Annotated in this window: 15 protein-coding genes; 2 read left to right on the top strand and 13 right to left on the bottom strand. The window is 62.9% G+C overall.

The annotated features are described in order from the left end of the window. Positions 1 to 17: 17 nt before the first annotated feature. The 7 genes from HGO38_RS08970 to phnG all read right to left on the bottom strand — a co-directional run bounded on the left by HGO38_RS08970 (position 18) and on the right by phnG (position 5,620). Positions 18 to 632, bottom strand: a complete 615-nt coding sequence (locus tag HGO38_RS08970) for a DapH/DapD/GlmU-related protein (protein WP_250955544.1) — start codon at positions 630 to 632, stop codon at positions 18 to 20. Then, a complete protein-coding gene (gene phnL / locus HGO38_RS08975) occupies positions 629 to 1,336 on the bottom strand; it encodes a phosphonate C-P lyase system protein PhnL (RefSeq protein WP_250955545.1) in 708 nt (235 codons plus the stop codon). The genes HGO38_RS08970 and phnL overlap by 4 nt, the downstream gene beginning before the upstream one ends. A gap of 31 nt (positions 1,337 to 1,367) precedes the next feature. Then, a complete protein-coding gene (gene phnK / locus HGO38_RS08980) occupies positions 1,368 to 2,144 on the bottom strand; it encodes a phosphonate C-P lyase system protein PhnK (protein ID WP_250955546.1) in 777 nt (258 codons plus the stop codon). A 241-nt stretch (positions 2,145 to 2,385) separates the two neighbouring features. After that, positions 2,386 to 3,288 (bottom strand): alpha-D-ribose 1-methylphosphonate 5-phosphate C-P-lyase PhnJ, encoded by a 903-nt coding sequence (locus HGO38_RS08985; protein WP_250955547.1) that lies wholly within the window; start codon positions 3,286 to 3,288, stop codon positions 2,386 to 2,388. Positions 3,289 to 3,430: 142 nt separating this feature from the next. After that, positions 3,431 to 4,537 (bottom strand): carbon-phosphorus lyase complex subunit, encoded by a 1,107-nt coding sequence (locus HGO38_RS08990; protein WP_250955548.1) that lies wholly within the window; start codon positions 4,535 to 4,537, stop codon positions 3,431 to 3,433. A 4-nt stretch (positions 4,538 to 4,541) separates the two neighbouring features. After that, positions 4,542 to 5,150: a phosphonate C-P lyase system protein PhnH gene (phnH, locus tag HGO38_RS08995; RefSeq protein ID WP_250955549.1), complete on the bottom strand. Its 609-nt coding sequence runs from the start codon at positions 5,148 to 5,150 to the stop codon at positions 4,542 to 4,544. Continuing rightward, positions 5,150 to 5,620 carry a phosphonate C-P lyase system protein PhnG gene (phnG, locus tag HGO38_RS09000; protein WP_250955550.1) on the bottom strand — a complete coding sequence of 157 codons (471 nt, stop codon included), beginning with the start codon at positions 5,618 to 5,620 and terminating at the stop codon, positions 5,150 to 5,152. The genes phnH and phnG overlap by 1 nt, the downstream gene beginning before the upstream one ends. 131 nt (positions 5,621 to 5,751) lie before the next feature. On the opposite strand from phnG, the gene phnF reads away from it, so the two are divergent. Next, complete coding sequence (gene phnF / locus HGO38_RS09005; protein WP_250955683.1) at positions 5,752 to 6,501, top strand: phosphonate metabolism transcriptional regulator PhnF; 750 nt, start codon at positions 5,752 to 5,754, stop codon at positions 6,499 to 6,501. 27 nt (positions 6,502 to 6,528) lie between these two features. On the opposite strand, the gene HGO38_RS09010 is transcribed toward phnF, so the two are convergent. The 6 genes from HGO38_RS09010 to mepA all read right to left on the bottom strand — a co-directional run bounded on the left by HGO38_RS09010 (position 6,529) and on the right by mepA (position 12,508). After that, positions 6,529 to 7,164, bottom strand: a complete 636-nt coding sequence (locus tag HGO38_RS09010; RefSeq protein WP_250955551.1) for a 2,3-bisphosphoglycerate-dependent phosphoglycerate mutase — start codon at positions 7,162 to 7,164, stop codon at positions 6,529 to 6,531. 21 nt (positions 7,165 to 7,185) lie between these two features. Then, the gene (dapB, locus tag HGO38_RS09015; protein ID WP_502941523.1) at positions 7,186 to 7,998 is read right to left on the bottom strand and encodes a 4-hydroxy-tetrahydrodipicolinate reductase; all 813 of its coding nucleotides are present in this window, start codon (positions 7,996 to 7,998) and stop codon (positions 7,186 to 7,188) included. Between the two features lie 35 nt (positions 7,999 to 8,033). Further along, on the bottom strand, positions 8,034 to 9,818 hold the full coding sequence (locus tag HGO38_RS09020) for an ABC transporter ATP-binding protein (RefSeq protein WP_250955553.1): 1,785 nt from the start codon (positions 9,816 to 9,818) through the stop codon (positions 8,034 to 8,036). A gap of 117 nt (positions 9,819 to 9,935) precedes the next feature. After that, positions 9,936 to 10,958 (bottom strand): glucokinase, encoded by a 1,023-nt coding sequence (locus HGO38_RS09025; protein ID WP_250955554.1) that lies wholly within the window; start codon positions 10,956 to 10,958, stop codon positions 9,936 to 9,938. A 41-nt stretch (positions 10,959 to 10,999) separates the two neighbouring features. After that, positions 11,000 to 11,380, bottom strand: coding sequence for a methylglyoxal synthase (locus HGO38_RS09030; RefSeq protein WP_250955555.1), 381 nt, complete (start codon positions 11,378 to 11,380; stop codon positions 11,000 to 11,002). Between the two features lie 93 nt (positions 11,381 to 11,473). Then, positions 11,474 to 12,508 carry a penicillin-insensitive murein endopeptidase gene (gene mepA, locus HGO38_RS09035; RefSeq protein WP_250955684.1) on the bottom strand — a complete coding sequence of 345 codons (1,035 nt, stop codon included), beginning with the start codon at positions 12,506 to 12,508 and terminating at the stop codon, positions 11,474 to 11,476. Positions 12,509 to 12,739: 231 nt separating this feature from the next. On the opposite strand from mepA, the gene HGO38_RS09040 reads away from it, so the two are divergent. Then, positions 12,740 to 14,575 (top strand): extracellular solute-binding protein, encoded by a 1,836-nt coding sequence (locus tag HGO38_RS09040; protein WP_250955556.1) that lies wholly within the window; start codon positions 12,740 to 12,742, stop codon positions 14,573 to 14,575. The last annotated feature ends 90 nt before the right edge of the window (positions 14,576 to 14,665 follow it).

Here is a 14,665-nt window from a genome sequence, read left to right on the forward strand (position 1 = left end):
TTGGGAAAAAACGACAATCAGCTATATTTCGCGACGAAATCCTCGGCCGGCAGATGCCGGAAATCGGCAAGCGCCGCATGCAGCCGGTCATGGTCCCAGTCCCACCAGGCAAGCGCATCCATCCGCTGGCCAAGAGTGGGCGCAAAACGCTCGCGAATGAGCTTGGCCGGAACGCCGCCGATGATCGTATAGGGCGCCACATCCTTGGAAACGACGGCGCCGGCACCGATCACCGCGCCATTGCCGACGGTCACGCCGGGCAGCACGGTGGCGCCATGGCCGATCCACACGTCGTGGCCGATACGGATGCGGTTCTGCCGCCGCCAGGCGAAGAAATCCTCATCGAGATCGGCATCGTCCCAATAGTTGGGAGCGCGGTACGTGAAATGATGCAGGGTGGCACGCCACATCGGATGGTTGGTGGCGTTGATGCGGACGCTGGCAGCAATGTTGGCAAACTTGCCGATCGTCGCACACCAGATCGAGCCGTCGCGCTCGATATAGGAATAATCGCCGAACTCCACCTCGTCGATGCGGCAGCGTTCCGCCACTTCGGTATAGCGCCCCAGCGTCGATGCGTTGACGGTGGCGGTCGGGTGAATGGTCGGCTCGGGTCGCAGTTTCTGGCTCATGCGGCGATCTTTCGCGGCGAAAAGCGTGACACGTCGAGAATGTCGTCGGCCACGGCCTCGCGCACCTCGGCATCGTGGAAAATGCCGAGCAGCGCCACGCCGGCCTTTTTCTTGGCGCGGATCAGATCGACCACCACGGCGCGATTGACGGCATCGAGCGAGGCGGTCGGCTCATCCAGAAGAAGGATGCGGTGGTCGGTGATGAAGCCGCGGGCAATGTTGACGCGCTGCTGCTCGCCACCCGAAAAGGTCGCCGGCGGCAATTGCCAGAGTTCCTTCGGCAGGTTCAAGAGGGCCAGCAGGTCTGCGGCGGCAGCCCGTGCCGTATCAGCGGGCGTGCCGCGGGCGACCAACGGTTCTGCCACCACGTCGATCGCCGCGACCCGCGGCACTGTGCGCAGGAACTGGCTCACATAGCCGATCGTATCGCGCCGGACTTCCAGCACGCTGCGCGGGTCGGCACTGGCGATATCGATGATACGGCCCTTGTGATCGACCAGGATCTGGCCGCTGTCGACGGCGTAATTGCCGTAGAGCATCTTCAGGATCGAGCTCTTGCCGATGCCGGACGGCCCGCCGAGGACGACGCACTGGCCGCCGGCCACCGAGAACGAGACATTGGCGACAACCGGCAGCTTGAGGCCGTCGCGCAGATGCATGGTGAAGCTCTTGAAAACTTCGGAAACGACGAGGGGCGTGGCCATCGGGTACCTTCCTGGTGCCGGACCTGCGGGCTCAAACCTGCAGGATCGAGGAGACAAGCAATTGCGTATAGGGTTGCTGCGGATCGTCCAGCACCCGGTCGGTCAGGCCGTGTTCGATCACTAGCCCATCCTTCATCACCATCATGCGATGGGAGAGAAGCCGCGCCACCGCCAGGTCGTGGGTGACGACGATGGCTGCGAGACCCAGATCGTTGACGAGACCGCGCACCAGATCGAGCAGGCGGGCCTGCACGGAGACGTCGAGGCCACCCGTCGGTTCGTCCATGAACACCAGCCGCGGACCAGTCACCAGATTGCGGGCGATCTGCAGGCGCTGCCGCATGCCGCCGGAAAAGGCGCGCGGCTGGTCGTCGATGCGGTCCGTGCTGATTTCCACCCGTTCCAGCCAGTCGCTGGCGGCGGCCCGGATCTTGCCATAATGCCGGTCGCCGACCGCCATAAGCCGCTCGCCGACATTGGCCCCGGCCGACACCGTCATGCGCAGGCCATCCGCCGGATTCTGGTGCACGAAGCCCCAGTCGGTGCGCATCAGGAAGCGCCGCTCAGCCTCGCTCATGTGATAGAGATCGCGGTAGCCGCCGTCGCGCATGTGATATTCGACGCTGCCGGTCGTCGGCATCAGCCGGGTCGACAGGCAGTTGAGCAGTGTCGTCTTTCCCGATCCGCTTTCGCCGACAATGGCCAGCACTTCGCCGGGCCAGAGATCGAAGGACACATTGGTACAGCCGATCCGGCTGCCATAGAATTTCGAGACATCGCGAACTTTGAGAAGCGGGTGGTCGGTCATTGTGCGATGCTCCAGATAAGGTTTCGCCGCGCCATACCCCCCTCTGGTCTGCCGACCATCTCCCCCTCAAGGGGGGAGATCGGCTGGGCGCGCCTGAGGGCCAGGACGACACGGTCCAAGACTGACAGGTCGGAGGACACCGGCTCGACCTTGGTGAGCGTCGAGCGGGTGCCACGAGTCGATCTCCCCCCTTGAGGGGGAGATGCCCGGCAGGGCAGAGGGGGGTACTTCTGCGCCGCAGTCATTCCGCCGCCTCCTTGCTCGGGGCCAGCATCTCTCCGACATGGCCGTGCTCGCGGCGGTCTTCGCAATGGTCGGTGTCCGAACAGACGAACATGCGGCCGCCCTTGTCGTCGAGCACCACTTCGTCGAGATAGACGTTCTCCGCGCCGCACAGCGCGCAGGGCTTGTCGAAATGCTGGATCTCGAAGGGATGGTCCTCGAAGTCAAGGCTGACCACCTCGGTGTAAGGCGGCACGGCATAGATGCGCTTTTCGCGTCCGGCGCCAAACAGCTGCAGCGCCTCCGACATGTGCATTTTCGGATTGTCGAATTTCGGGGTCGGCGAAGGGTCCATGACATAGCGGCCGGCGACCTTGACCGGATAGGCATAGGTCGTGGCAATGCGGCCGTTGCGGGCGATGTCCTCGTAGAGCTTCACATGCATCAGGCCGTATTCTTCCAGCGCATGCATCTTGCGTGTCTCGGTTTCGCGCGGCTCGAGAAAGCGCAGTGGTTCGGGGATCGGCACCTGGTAAACCAGCACCTGACCCTCCTGCAGCTTTTCCTCCGGAATGCGGTGACGGGTCTGGATAACGGTGGCGTCCTTCGTATGGGTCGTCACCGCCACATGGGCGACCTTCTGGAAGAAGGCGCGGATGGAGACGGCATTGGTGGTGTCGTCGGCCCCCTGGTCGATCACCTTCAGCACGTCCTGCGGTCCGAGAATGGCCGCCGTCACCTGCACGCCGCCGGTGCCCCAGCCGTAGGGCATCGGCATTTCGCGCGATGCGAACGGCACCTGGTAACCGGGAATGGCAATGGCCTTGAGGATGGCGCGGCGGATCATCCGCTTGGTCTGCTCGTCGAGATAGGCAAAGTTATAGGTGGCCAGATCTGCCTTGGGTGAAACTTCTGCGTTCATCAGGCGTTATCCCGTCTCAATAGGAGATTTCGGATATGGATATCGGTACAGTCTTGATTGTCTTCGTTTCGGTCCTGGTCACCATGACCATGCTGTCGGCCTACTGGTATGCCGAGCAGCCACGCGACTGAGTGAAGGCTGTTCATTCGGCCGCCTCGTTGAGGTCGAAGCCTTTCTCACGCGCCTTGTCATGATCGGCGCGCATGCGCCGCACCAGATCGAGTTCGGCTTGGAAATCGACGTAATGCGGCAGTTTCAGGTGCTCGACGAAACCTGTCGCCTGCACATTATCACAATGGGAAATCACGAATTCCTCGTCCTGGGCAGGCGCCACCACGTCCTCACCGAATTCGCTGGCGCGTAGCGCCCGGTCGACCAGTGCCATGGCCATGGCCTTGCGCTCGCTCTGTCCGAACACCAGACCATAACCGCGGGTAAACTGCGGTGGCGCCTTCGCCGATCCCTTGAACTGGTTGACCATCTGGCATTCGGTCACCCGCACCCGGCCCAGCGATACCGCAAAGCCCAATTCCGCCACCTCCAACTCGACCTCGACTTCGCCAATCCGGATTTCGCCGGCAAACGGATGGGTTCGTCCATAGCCGCGTTGCGTGGAATAGCCGAGCGCCAGCAGAAAGCCCTCATCGCCGCGGGCAAGGGCCTGCAGCCTGAGGTCGCGGGTCATCGGATAATCGATCGGTTCGCGGGTGATGTCGCCTGCCACGTGATCCTCCGGCATCTCGCCATCGGCCTCGATCAGGCCTTCTTCTTTCAGGATCTCCGAGACGCGCATGGCCCGCTCGCCGCTGCTCGCCTTGCGGGCCGGTTCCTCGACGGGGGTCTCTTCGAGAAGAGACGGGTCGAGCAGCCGGTGGGTATAGTCGAAGGTCGGGCCGAGCAACTGGCCGCCGGGCAGATCCTTGTAGGTGGCCGATATGCGCCGCTCGATCCGCATGTCCGCGGTATCGATCGGCTGGGAAGCGCCAAAGCGCGGCAAGGTGGTACGGTAGGCGCGCAGCAGGAAGATCGCCTCGATCATGTCGCCACGCGATTGGCGCACGGCGAGCGCCGCCAGCGCCCGGTCATAGAGCGAGGCCTCGGCCATCACCCGGTCGACGGCCAGCCCCAACTGCTGCACGACCTGTTCGATGGTGATGGAGGGCAGGGACCGGTCACCACGGCGTCGATCGGCGAGCAGGCGATGGGCGTTGTCGATCGCCGCCTCGCCGCCTTTCACGGCAACATACATCTCTTCAAATCTCCCTGGCCATGATCTGGCATGTTCTGGGCAGGCAGAGCATCTGCCGGCCCGAGGTCAGCACCAAGTCGATGCCGCGTGGAAAAAGACTGCGGTTTTCCGTCCATTGCCGCAGGAATGTCTCGGGAAGCCCGAGCGGCGCGATGGTCGCACGATCCTTGATGCCGGGACCGGTCAGCGTCAGCGCCCGCCCCTTGTCGAGAGCGGCGACCTCCAGGATCAGGGTCGTGGAGCGATCCGGGTATTCCTGGGTGCCGGTGGCAAACAGGCCAAAGGACGAAAGCGGCGCATTGGACTCGGCAAAGGCAAACCGCGCCTCGGCTTTTTCCCGCGTCAGCGGTGCGCCGGTGTGAAAGCGCAGCCAATCGCCGAGGGCCGATTTGGCCAGGCCCTGGGTCATCCAGACCGGCGTGTCATGGTCGCAGAGCGTCAGTGCCAGGGCGCCCGCCGCCATTCCGAGCGGCGCCGGCGGCTCGACCTCCGGAAGGATGGCGTTGACCGTGCCCGGTCTCGCCATGCCATCCATCAGCATCCTGAACACGCTCTGGGCGTGGAAAACCGGTTCGGCAAAGCCGCCGGTCAGGGCGTCGGTCTTCGGGTCCATCAGTTCTCTCCCCGCACCATTGTGAAGAAATCCACCCGCGTCGCCGCCGTCTCGTCTGCCGACTGGTGGTCAGCGGCGGCAATACGCTGCGCGATTTGCACGAGCAGCTGGGTCTCGACGAAGCGCTGTGTCGCCTCGTCCTGCCACAGCGCGTCGAAGATTGCCGACAGCCTTGCCTTTTCCTTATGGGTCCCGAGTGCATGGGCATGTCCGATGGCACCGCTTGCAAGGCGAACCGTGGCCCGGCAGACGGTCGCCTCGCCCAGATTGAACGGCGCGCCGCCACCGCCAATCCTGCCGCGGATCATGACCAGCCCGGTTTCCGGGCCTCGCAGGAACTGCGCTTGCGGCTTGTCCTCAAGCGCTTCCCAGGCGTCGGCCAGTTCCTGCGGCAGCGCCTGCGCAAGCAGATCGGCCACCCGCTTGCGGGCAGGGATCGTTTCGTCGGGAATGTGAGGTGCTGTTGCCATTGCCAAATCCAAATTTGTCTAATAATATAGACAACCATACAAGTTACTGTATATTTATCGAACGGCCATGACAAGCGTGTGACATGGCCGGCGACAGGCTGCGGAAATGGCAGGGGAAGCGATTGAAGGAAATGGGGCAGGTGAAAGCGGTTCAGAGACAGAACGGCGTGGCTTTATGGCGGCAGATCGCTGACCGCATCCGCATGTCCATTGCCGAGGGCGATTATGATGCCACCGGCATGGTGCCGCCGGAAACCCTGTTGGCCGAGCAGTTTGGCGTCAATCGCCATACCGTGCGAAGTGCCCTGGCGGCACTGGGGCAGGAGGGTATCGTGCGCTCCATCCAGGGGCGCGGAACGCTGATCGAGCGCCGCGACCGGCTCAACTTTCCGATCTCGCGGCGCACCCGCTTCACGACCGGCATCGGCGCTCAGGCGCGGGACGTGGAGGGGCTGCTGCTGTCGTCCAAGCGGGAAACGGCCAGCACAGACATCGCAGCTCAGCTTCGGCTGCCGCCAGGCGCGGAGGTTATCCGCCTTGAGGCGCTTCGAAAGGCCGATCAGCGTCCCGTGTCGGTATCGACCAGCTGGTTTCCCGCCGATCGCTTCGCCGGCATCGATGAGGCCTATCGGCTAAGCGGGTCGATCACCCGGGCCTTTGCGGCCTGCGGCCTGGCGGATTACCTGCGGGTCCGCACCGAGGTCAGCGCCGTCCATGCCGAGCCGGAGGATATGCAACGGCTGGAGCTTTCTCCGGGCGCCATCGTGCTGGTCACCAAGGCACTGAATGCCGATCCGGACGGCGCGCCGGTGCAATATGCCGTGACGCGCTTTCCGGCCGACCGGGTGCAGTTCACCATCAGCGATGGCGACGGCGAGTAGGCTTGCTCGCCGTCTCGTCTGTCATGCTTAGTGGGCGGCCGACATGTCGCCCAGCACGTCCTTGCTGGCGACGGTGGAATCGGCCTTCAGCTTATAGACCATCGGTACGCCGGTCGCCAGGTTGAGCTCCAGGATCTCCGCTTTGGTGAGCCGGTCGAGAACCATCACCAGGGCGCGCAGCGAATTGCCGTGGGCGGCCACCAGCACCTTTTCGCCGCGCAGCACGCGCGGCAGGATTTCCGTCATGTAATAGGGCCAGACGCGGGCGCCGGTGTCGCGCAGGCTCTCGCCGCCCGGTGGCGGGATGTCGTAGGAACGGCGCCAGATATGCACCTGCTCCTCGCCCCATTTGGCGCGGGCGTCATCCTTGTTCAGGCCGGAAAGGTCGCCGTAGTCACGCTCGTTCAGGGCCTCGTCGCGGATGGTTTCAAGCGTCGGCTGGCCGACATTCTGCAGCACGATCTCGCAGGTCCGCTGGGCGCGCGACAGGACGGACGTAAAGGCGATGTCGAACTTGATTCCGTAGTCGGCAAGCGCCTTGCCGCCGGCATTGGCCTCCTGAACGCCGAGCTCCGTCAGGCCCGGATCCCGCCAGCCGGTGAACAGGTTCTTGAGGTTCCATTCGCTCTGGCCATGGCGAACAAGCACGAGGGTACCGGTCATCGTAAATCCTCCGGGTGTCGGTTAAGGATGGGAAGAAAGCCCGAGAACATCGAGCATGGAATAGAGGCCCGGCTTGGCCGAGCGGGCCCAGAGCGCCGCCTTGACGGCGCCGCGGGCAAAGATGGTGCGATCCCCCGCACTGTGCGACAGGGTGATGATTTCGCCTTCGCCGGCCAGGATCACGGAATGTTCGCCGATCACCGAGCCACCGCGCAGCGTCGCAAAGCCGATCGAGCCCGGCTCGCGCGGGCCGGTATGGCCATCGCGCACCCGAACCGAATGGGCGGAGAGATCGATACCGCGTCCACGGGCGGCGGCATCGCCGAGCAGCAGGGCAGTGCCGGACGGCGCGTCCACCTTGTGCCTGTGGTGCATTTCCAGCACCTCGATATCCCAGCCGGAGGCTTCAAGCGCCCGCGCCGCCTGCTCGACCAGGACGCCGAGCAGATTGACCCCGAGGCTCATATTGCCCGATTTGACGATCCGCGCGTGGCGCGCTGCCGCCTCGATGCGGGCTTCGTCGGCCGGCGAGCAGCCTGTCGTGCCGATGACATGCACGATGCGCGCCTGGGCGGCGAGGCCGGCAAATTCCACGGACGTTGTGGGTGAGGTAAAGTCGATGACACCATCGGCGTGCAGGAAGGCGGCGAGCGGATCGTCGGTGACCGTAACACCGATCGGACCCAGGCCGGCCAGTTCGCCTGCGTCTTTGCCGAGTGCGGCCGAACCGGGTCGGACGATCGCCCCATGCAGCACGGCGCCTTCGGTGGATGCAATGATCCGGATCAGCGCCTGGCCCATCCGACCGCCGGCTCCGGCAACAACAAGCTTCATGCGATCCGTCATAAAATCCCGGTCCCTGCCGAAAATCAGTCTTTTAGCGTGGTTGTCTGCAAATTGTTCAGTCGAGCGTAAAGACCGTCCACGCGCTGTGCAAGCGTCTCATGCGTGCCTTGCTCGCCAATGGCGCCGTCCTGCATCACGATGATCTTATCGGCTTTGACGACGGTGGACAGACGATGCGCGATGACCACGACGGTGCGTCCGCTCATGGCCTGTTCCAGGGCTTTCTGCACGGCCGCCTCGGATTCCGTATCGAGCGCCGACGTTGCCTCGTCGAGCAGCAGGATCGGCGCATTGCGCACCAGGGCGCGGGCGATCGAAATCCGCTGGCGCTGGCCGCCGGACAGCGTCAGCCCGTTTTCGCCGACCGGCGTCTCGTAGCCGACCGGCTGCGCCAGAATGAAATCATGGGCATGCGCCAGCCGGGCCGCGGTCTCGACCTCTTCATCGGTCGCATCGGGGCGGCCATAGCGGATATTGTCGCGGATCGTCCCTTCAAACAGATAGGGCTGCTGCGAAACATAGGCGATATGCTTGCGCAGCGACGATTTGGTGACCTCGGCGATATCTTGACCGTCGATCAGGATCTGGCCTTCGAGCGGATCGTAGAACCGCGGGATCAGGCTGATTACCGTGGATTTGCCGGCCCCCGACGGCCCGACGAGGGCTGTCGTCTTGCCGCCATCGGCCACAAAGCTGACGCCCTTCAGGATGTCTGCACTGCTGCTATAGGCGAAGCGGACGTTGCGGAACTCGATCTTTGCCGCGCTGACGACAAGGTCGCGGGCGCCGTCGGTGTCCTGTTGGTTCGGCTTGCTGTCGAGGATGTCATAGATCATCCGCGCATTGACCACGGCGCGTTCCATCTGCATCTGCAGCTTGGCCAGCCTCTTGGCCGGCTCGTAGGCCATCAGCAGGGCCGCCACGAAGGAGAAGAAGGCCCCGGGCAGGACATCGCCGTAGATGCTGCGGAATGCCGAATAGGCAATCACGCTGGAAATCGCCAGGCCTGCAAAGGTTTCGGTGATTGGCGAGGTACGCTCGCTGAGCCGGGCGATGCGATTGGCGCGGTTCTCGGCGGCTCCGATGATGCCGTCGACCTTGCGGTTCAACTCGGCTTCCATCGTGAAGGCCTTAACGACGGCAATGCCTTGCACGGTTTCCTGCATGGCGCCGAGCACGCGGCTGTTGAGAACGATGGATTCGGTCGTCGCCTTGCGCAACCGCTTCGAAATATAGCGCAGGGCCATCAGCACGGGCGGCGCGACGAAGAAGACGATCAGCGTCAGCAGCCAGTCCTTTGCCAGCATCACGCCGATCAAGGCTATGAGCGTCAGCAGATCCCGTGCCGTCGAGGTCACGGTGAGGTTCAGCACGTCGCGCACGCCATTGACGTTCTGGCTGATCTGGGCCGCCAGATGCGCGGAACGCGCCTCGTTGAAATAGCCGAGCGACAGGGACATCAGATGGGAGAAAAGCCGTCGCTGGTAGCGCGCCACGATATTGTTGCCGATCTTCGACAGCGCCACGGCCTGGCCGTAGGTGGCAAGCCCGCGCAGCACGAAGGCCAGGAAGATCGAACCGCAGATCAGCCAGACGATGTCGGCGCGCCGATTGGCAAAGGCCTCGTTGACGACGGCTTCCATGATCCAGGCTGTGAACGCCGTGGTGAGTGCCACGGTGACCAGGCAAAGGATTGCAAAAGCATAGCCCCGCACATGATCCCGGCCATTTTCCGCGATGATGCGTTTGAGGACTGCGGTGATGCTCTCTGAACTGACCGGCAGTGCTATTGTCCTTTTGGCGTTCAAAAGCGGATTTCCCGATGAAGCGGCTGAAAGCGCCCGCCTTCGGGCGCCGATATGCCGGCTCTATAGCCATTTGCACAGGGTTTGGCCATAGCCAAACGCCTGAGCCATTGCCAGGCGCTAAGCCCGCCAGCGGCGCCCCTCGGTGGCGACGCCGTAGTTGGTCGGGGTGCGGGCATAGGCGGCAAGACCGGCAAGGGCTGCCAGCGGATGGGTGACGACAAAGGTCGGGATCGTCCGCATCAGCGCCGAATGGGGCGCCTTGTCCTCGAATGCCTGCCGGAAATCCGACGCCTTGAGGGCGGGCAGGATCTTCTGGGAAATGCCGCCCGACAGGAAAACCCCGCCGCGCGCCATGAAAATCAAGGCGAGGTCGCCAGCCACCCGGCCGAGATAGGTGGAAAACAAGGATATCGTCTCGATCGCCGCCGCATCCGTGCCGGCCAGCGCATGGGCGGTGACATCGGCTGGATCGTGCCATTCCGGGGTTTTGCCGTCAGCCGTACAGACCGCCTGGTAGATGTTGACGATGCCGCGCCCGCACAGCAACTGTTCGGCGGAGATCCGCCCCTCAATGGGTGTCAGATGCGGAAAAATCTCGAAGTCGCGCATGCTGCGCGGCCCGATATCGACATGCCCCCCTTCGCCGGGCACCGGAAACCAGGCATGCTGGGCATGGATCAGGCCCGCAACCCCGAGCCCGGTGCCGGGTCCGAGAACGACGCGTGACGCGATCGTCGTCTGGCTTAAGGGGCCGATAGGCTCGCGATTGTCCGCCGACAGCGACGCCACGGCCAGCGCCTGCGCTTCGAAGTCGTTGACCACCAGCACGTCTGTGAAGCCGAGATCGGCGATCATCGTCTTCGGTCGCACCACCCAGGCGCAATTGGTGAGCGGGATCTCGTCGCTCTTGATCGGCCCGGCCACCGCCAGGATCGCGGAGCGCGGCTGCACCGACGTCTTGTCGAGCACGCCCTTCTGGATCGCCTCGTCGATCGTCTCGAAATCGGCCGTGTGCACATTCGGGAACTGTTTCGGCTCGCCATAGGCATCGGTGAGGATCGAGAACCGCGCATTGGTGCCACCAATGTCGCCGATCAGGATCGGAAAGGTCAGCTGATCGTTTTCGAGGGTCTTGGACATGGCGGTTTCCGTTGTAAGCCGAGGTGTCGCGGTTCTGTCATTCACTGCAATTGGGCCTGCAACACGATTTCGGCCGTCGCCCGATTGAGTGCCATCGGCGTGTCATAGACGATCGCCAAGCGCATCAGTGCCTTTACATCGACATCATGCGGCATGGATGTCAAAGGGTCGACGAAGAAGATCAGGATGCCGATCTCTTCCTGGGCGATCATCGCGCCGATCTGCTGGTCGCCGCCAAGCGGTCCGCTCTTCAGTCGCGTGACGTCGAGCGACGGACAGGCTTCCTGCACGCGGCCGCCCGTCGTGCCTGTCGCGACGATCCGCCACTGAGACAGAATTGCCTGATGCCGGAGGGCGAAGGCCGCCATCTCGTCCTTCATCTGGTCGTGGGCGATCAGCGCAATGGTTTTTCTCTCGGACATTCCTGATCCCCAGGCATTTAAATCGATTTGAACTCCTCATACACCAGGATCCGTGACGCTGGAAAGTCACCGGCGCTATCCTCCCGCGACTTTTCAATTGCCGGCGGGCCTGGGGAGTGGAACAGGGATCGTGTCCGGCATCACGCCCGGCTGCGTGGCAATAATCGCCTCGACGCTGGCCGGTGTTTGCGGGGTCTGCTGCAAGGCCGAAACGGATGCTGCACCGCCGCCATAGGTGACCACCTGCTCGTTGGCCGGGCCGGGCGCCTTCAGAATAGCCGCACAGGCCTTCGGCATGTCGGAGAGCTGCATCTGGCGCGGCGGCTTGGGCGGCGGGGCGTTCGGATCCTTCTTCGGCTTGGCCCACGGCTCGTCCGTAAACCACCAGGCCAGCGACTTGTCGCAGCCGTCGCCGGCCGTCACCGCTGCCTGTGGCTTGCAGTCGGTGGCGCCTTTCGGGCATTTGATACGGATATGGAAATGCGCATCATGCCCGTAGATCGGCCGGACCTTGCCGAGGTCCGAGCGATCGCCCTTCCAGGTTTCGCAGAGCTTCTTCTTGATGGCGGGATTGACAAACACCCGCTCGACCTGCGGATAACTGGCGGCCAGCATCACCAGCTCAGCATGCTTGGACGTCCAGCGCTTCGGATCGACCGTCAGGAACTTGTCCTCCTGCAGCATGGAGATGAAAGGCTGGTCCTCACGCTCCTTGACCGATAGCTGCCGGTTTGGCATCGGCGTGAACCAGATATCGGCGTCAAGCCCGATCTGGTGCGACGCATGGCCGTTCAGCATCGGCCCGCCGCGCGGCTGCGAAATATCCCCCAGCAGCAGGCCGGGCCAACCAATTTTGGTGGCATCCTGCGAGAATTGCTCGATCAGGCTGATCATCTGCGGATGGCCCCAGCGCCTGTTGCGCGACAGGCGCATCGCCTGCCATGTTGGACCATCGGTCGGAATGGCAACGCCGCCCGCCAGGCAGCCCTTGGAATAGAATCCGACGGCGCCGGGCTCGGCCCTGGTCGGCAGGGTCACGCCCCCGAACAACTGCTTGGCCGCTTCGGCTGCAGCGCTGGTCTCCACGGCTGCTCCCAGCAAAAGGCTGGCGGCAAGCGCGGTGGCCATGGTCTTCACGAATCTCGGCAAATTCACAATCCCTGTCAGACCGGACGTAATGCCGGTGATTTGCTGTCGAGCATATCGTGAAACGAGATTTTGGTGAATCCGTGTTTTTGCAGCGAGAGAGTTACTCTCGATGTCGTGACATCAGGCAATCTGCTTTTGCCTTGCGGGCGCCTGTCTTTTTTGCTGCATTTGCCTATTCTTGCTGTCAGCAAGACAAGAAGGGTGATTTGGATGAATTTGGCACGTGTTGGATTTAGGGTTGCCGCTCTATTGCTTTCGGTCGCCGCGCCGCTTCAGCTGTCGGCCAGCGAACCGCAATGGCGCCATGCGATCGCGGTGCTCGGCGAGCCGGAACTGCCGCCGGATTTCAAGCACCTTCCCTACGTCAACGTCGATGCGCCGAAGGGTGGCGAATTGCGTCTTTCCGATGAAGGCACGTTCGACAGCTTCAACCCGATCATCGACAAGGGCAGTCCCGTGGCCGGCATCGCCGCCGTCTTCGACACGCTGATGGTGCAGTCGGAAGACGAAGTCTCCGTTACATACGGTCTGCTGGCAGAAGCACTGTCCTATCCGGAAGATCTCTCATCGGTCACGTTCAGGCTGCGACCGGAAGCCAAATGGGCCGATGGCCAGCCCGTGTCGCCGGAAGACGTCATCTTCAGCTTCAACAGTGCGAAAGAGCATAGCACGCTCTATGCCAGCTATTACCGCCACGTGACCAGCGCCGAGAAGACCGGGGAGCGCGAGGTCACCTTCCGCTTTGACGAAAAGAACAATCGCGAACTGCCATCCATCGTCGGTGACTTTTCAATCCTGCCGAAGCACTGGTGGGAGGGCAAGGATGCGCAGGGTAATCAGCGCGACATCTCGCGCACCACCCTCGAACCGTTGATGGGTTCCGGCCCGTACAAGATCGCCGCCTTCCAGGCCGGTTCGACGGTCCGCTACGAGTTGCGGGATGACTATTGGGGCAAAGATCTGCCGATCAACCGCGGCCAGAATAATTTCAAGGTGATCACCCACACCTATTTCACCGATTCCGACGTCGAGTTCGAAGCCTTCCGCGCCGGCACGCTCGACTATTACCAGGAGCAAAGTTCCAGCCGCTGGGCCACCCGCTACGACTTTTCCGCCGTCAAGGATGGCCAGGTGATCCGCGAGGCCCTGCCCAATCCGTTCCGGGCCACCGGCATCATGCAGGCCATGGTGCCGAACATGCGCCGCGACATCTTCAAGGATGCCCGAGTGCGCGAGGCTTTGAACTACGCTTTTGACTTCGAGGACTTGAACAAGAACCTGGCCTATGGCGGATTGAAGCGGGTCGACAGCTATTTCTGGGGCACGGAACTGGCATCCTCCGGCCTGCCTCAGGGTCGCGAGTTGGAGATCCTCGAAGGTTTGAAGGATAAGGTGCCGCCGGCCGTGTTCACCACGCCCTATACCAATCCGGTTGGCGGCGATCCCCAGAAGGTCCGGGACAATTTCCGCAAGGCCATTGCCTTGTTCAAGGACGCCGGATGGGAGCTCAAGGGCAATCGCATGGTCAATGGCAAGACCGGCCAGCCGATGAGCTTCGAGATCCTGCTAAACAGTCCGTCTTTGGAGCGATCGGTCCTTCCCTATGTCGCGAGTCTCAAGAAGATCGGCATCGACGCTCGCGTCCGCACGGTGGATTCGTCCCAGTACATCAACCGCATCCGCAGCTTCGACTATGATGTCATCTGGGTGGTTTGGGGCCAGACGATGAATCCCGGCAATGAACAGGCCAACTACTGGGGATCGCAGTCGGTGGATGTCGCCGGCTCGCGCAACTACGCCGGCATTGCCGATCCGGCGATCGATCAGCTGATCGCCATGGTCAACACGGCGCCCAGCCGCGAAGAGCAGGTGGCAGCGGTCAAGGCGCTCGACCGCGTTCTCCTGGCCAATCATTTCGTCGTGCCGCTGTTTTACTCCGGGGAGGCCAAGATTGCCTACTGGAACAGGCTCGCCCATCCGGCGGAGCTGCCGACCTATGGTATCGGCTTCCCGAACATATGGTGGTCCAAATCTGTGGCCAAATAGCAGGGGCCTTGCGTCTCCTCATCGAGCCGCTACCAATGGGCCTCACGAATCAGCGCATCTGGACCGCGCGTGCAGATAAACAGGGAGAAA

The sequence above is a fragment of the Rhizobium sp. CG5 genome, assembly GCF_023701945.1.
Taxonomy (GTDB): Bacteria; Pseudomonadota; Alphaproteobacteria; order Rhizobiales; family Rhizobiaceae; genus Allorhizobium.

Coding starts and splice junctions, on each gene's coding strand:
- HGO38_RS08985 (WP_250955547.1), bottom strand. CDS start 3,288: ATGAACGCAGAAGTTTCACCCAAGGCAGATCTGGCCACCTATAACTTT.
- phnF (WP_250955683.1), top strand. CDS start 5,752: ATGGGGCAGGTGAAAGCGGTTCAGAGACAGAACGGCGTGGCTTTATGG.
- HGO38_RS09025 (WP_250955554.1), bottom strand. CDS start 10,958: ATGTCCAAGACCCTCGAAAACGATCAGCTGACCTTTCCGATCCTGATC.
- phnH (WP_250955549.1), bottom strand. CDS start 5,150: ATGGACCCGAAGACCGACGCCCTGACCGGCGGCTTTGCCGAACCGGTT.
- phnK (WP_250955546.1), bottom strand. CDS start 2,144: ATGACCGACCACCCGCTTCTCAAAGTTCGCGATGTCTCGAAATTCTAT.
- dapB (WP_502941523.1), bottom strand. CDS start 7,998: ATGAAGCTTGTTGTTGCCGGAGCCGGCGGTCGGATGGGCCAGGCGCTG.
- HGO38_RS09040 (WP_250955556.1), top strand. CDS start 12,740: ATGAATTTGGCACGTGTTGGATTTAGGGTTGCCGCTCTATTGCTTTCG.
- HGO38_RS09010 (WP_250955551.1), bottom strand. CDS start 7,164: ATGACCGGTACCCTCGTGCTTGTTCGCCATGGCCAGAGCGAATGGAAC.
- HGO38_RS08990 (WP_250955548.1), bottom strand. CDS start 4,537: ATGTATGTTGCCGTGAAAGGCGGCGAGGCGGCGATCGACAACGCCCAT.
- phnG (WP_250955550.1), bottom strand. CDS start 5,620: ATGGCAACAGCACCTCACATTCCCGACGAAACGATCCCTGCCCGCAAG.
- HGO38_RS09030 (WP_250955555.1), bottom strand. CDS start 11,380: ATGTCCGAGAGAAAAACCATTGCGCTGATCGCCCACGACCAGATGAAG.
- HGO38_RS08970 (WP_250955544.1), bottom strand. CDS start 632: ATGAGCCAGAAACTGCGACCCGAGCCGACCATTCACCCGACCGCCACC.
- mepA (WP_250955684.1), bottom strand. CDS start 12,508: ATGGCCACCGCGCTTGCCGCCAGCCTTTTGCTGGGAGCAGCCGTGGAG.
- phnL (WP_250955545.1), bottom strand. CDS start 1,336: ATGGCCACGCCCCTCGTCGTTTCCGAAGTTTTCAAGAGCTTCACCATG.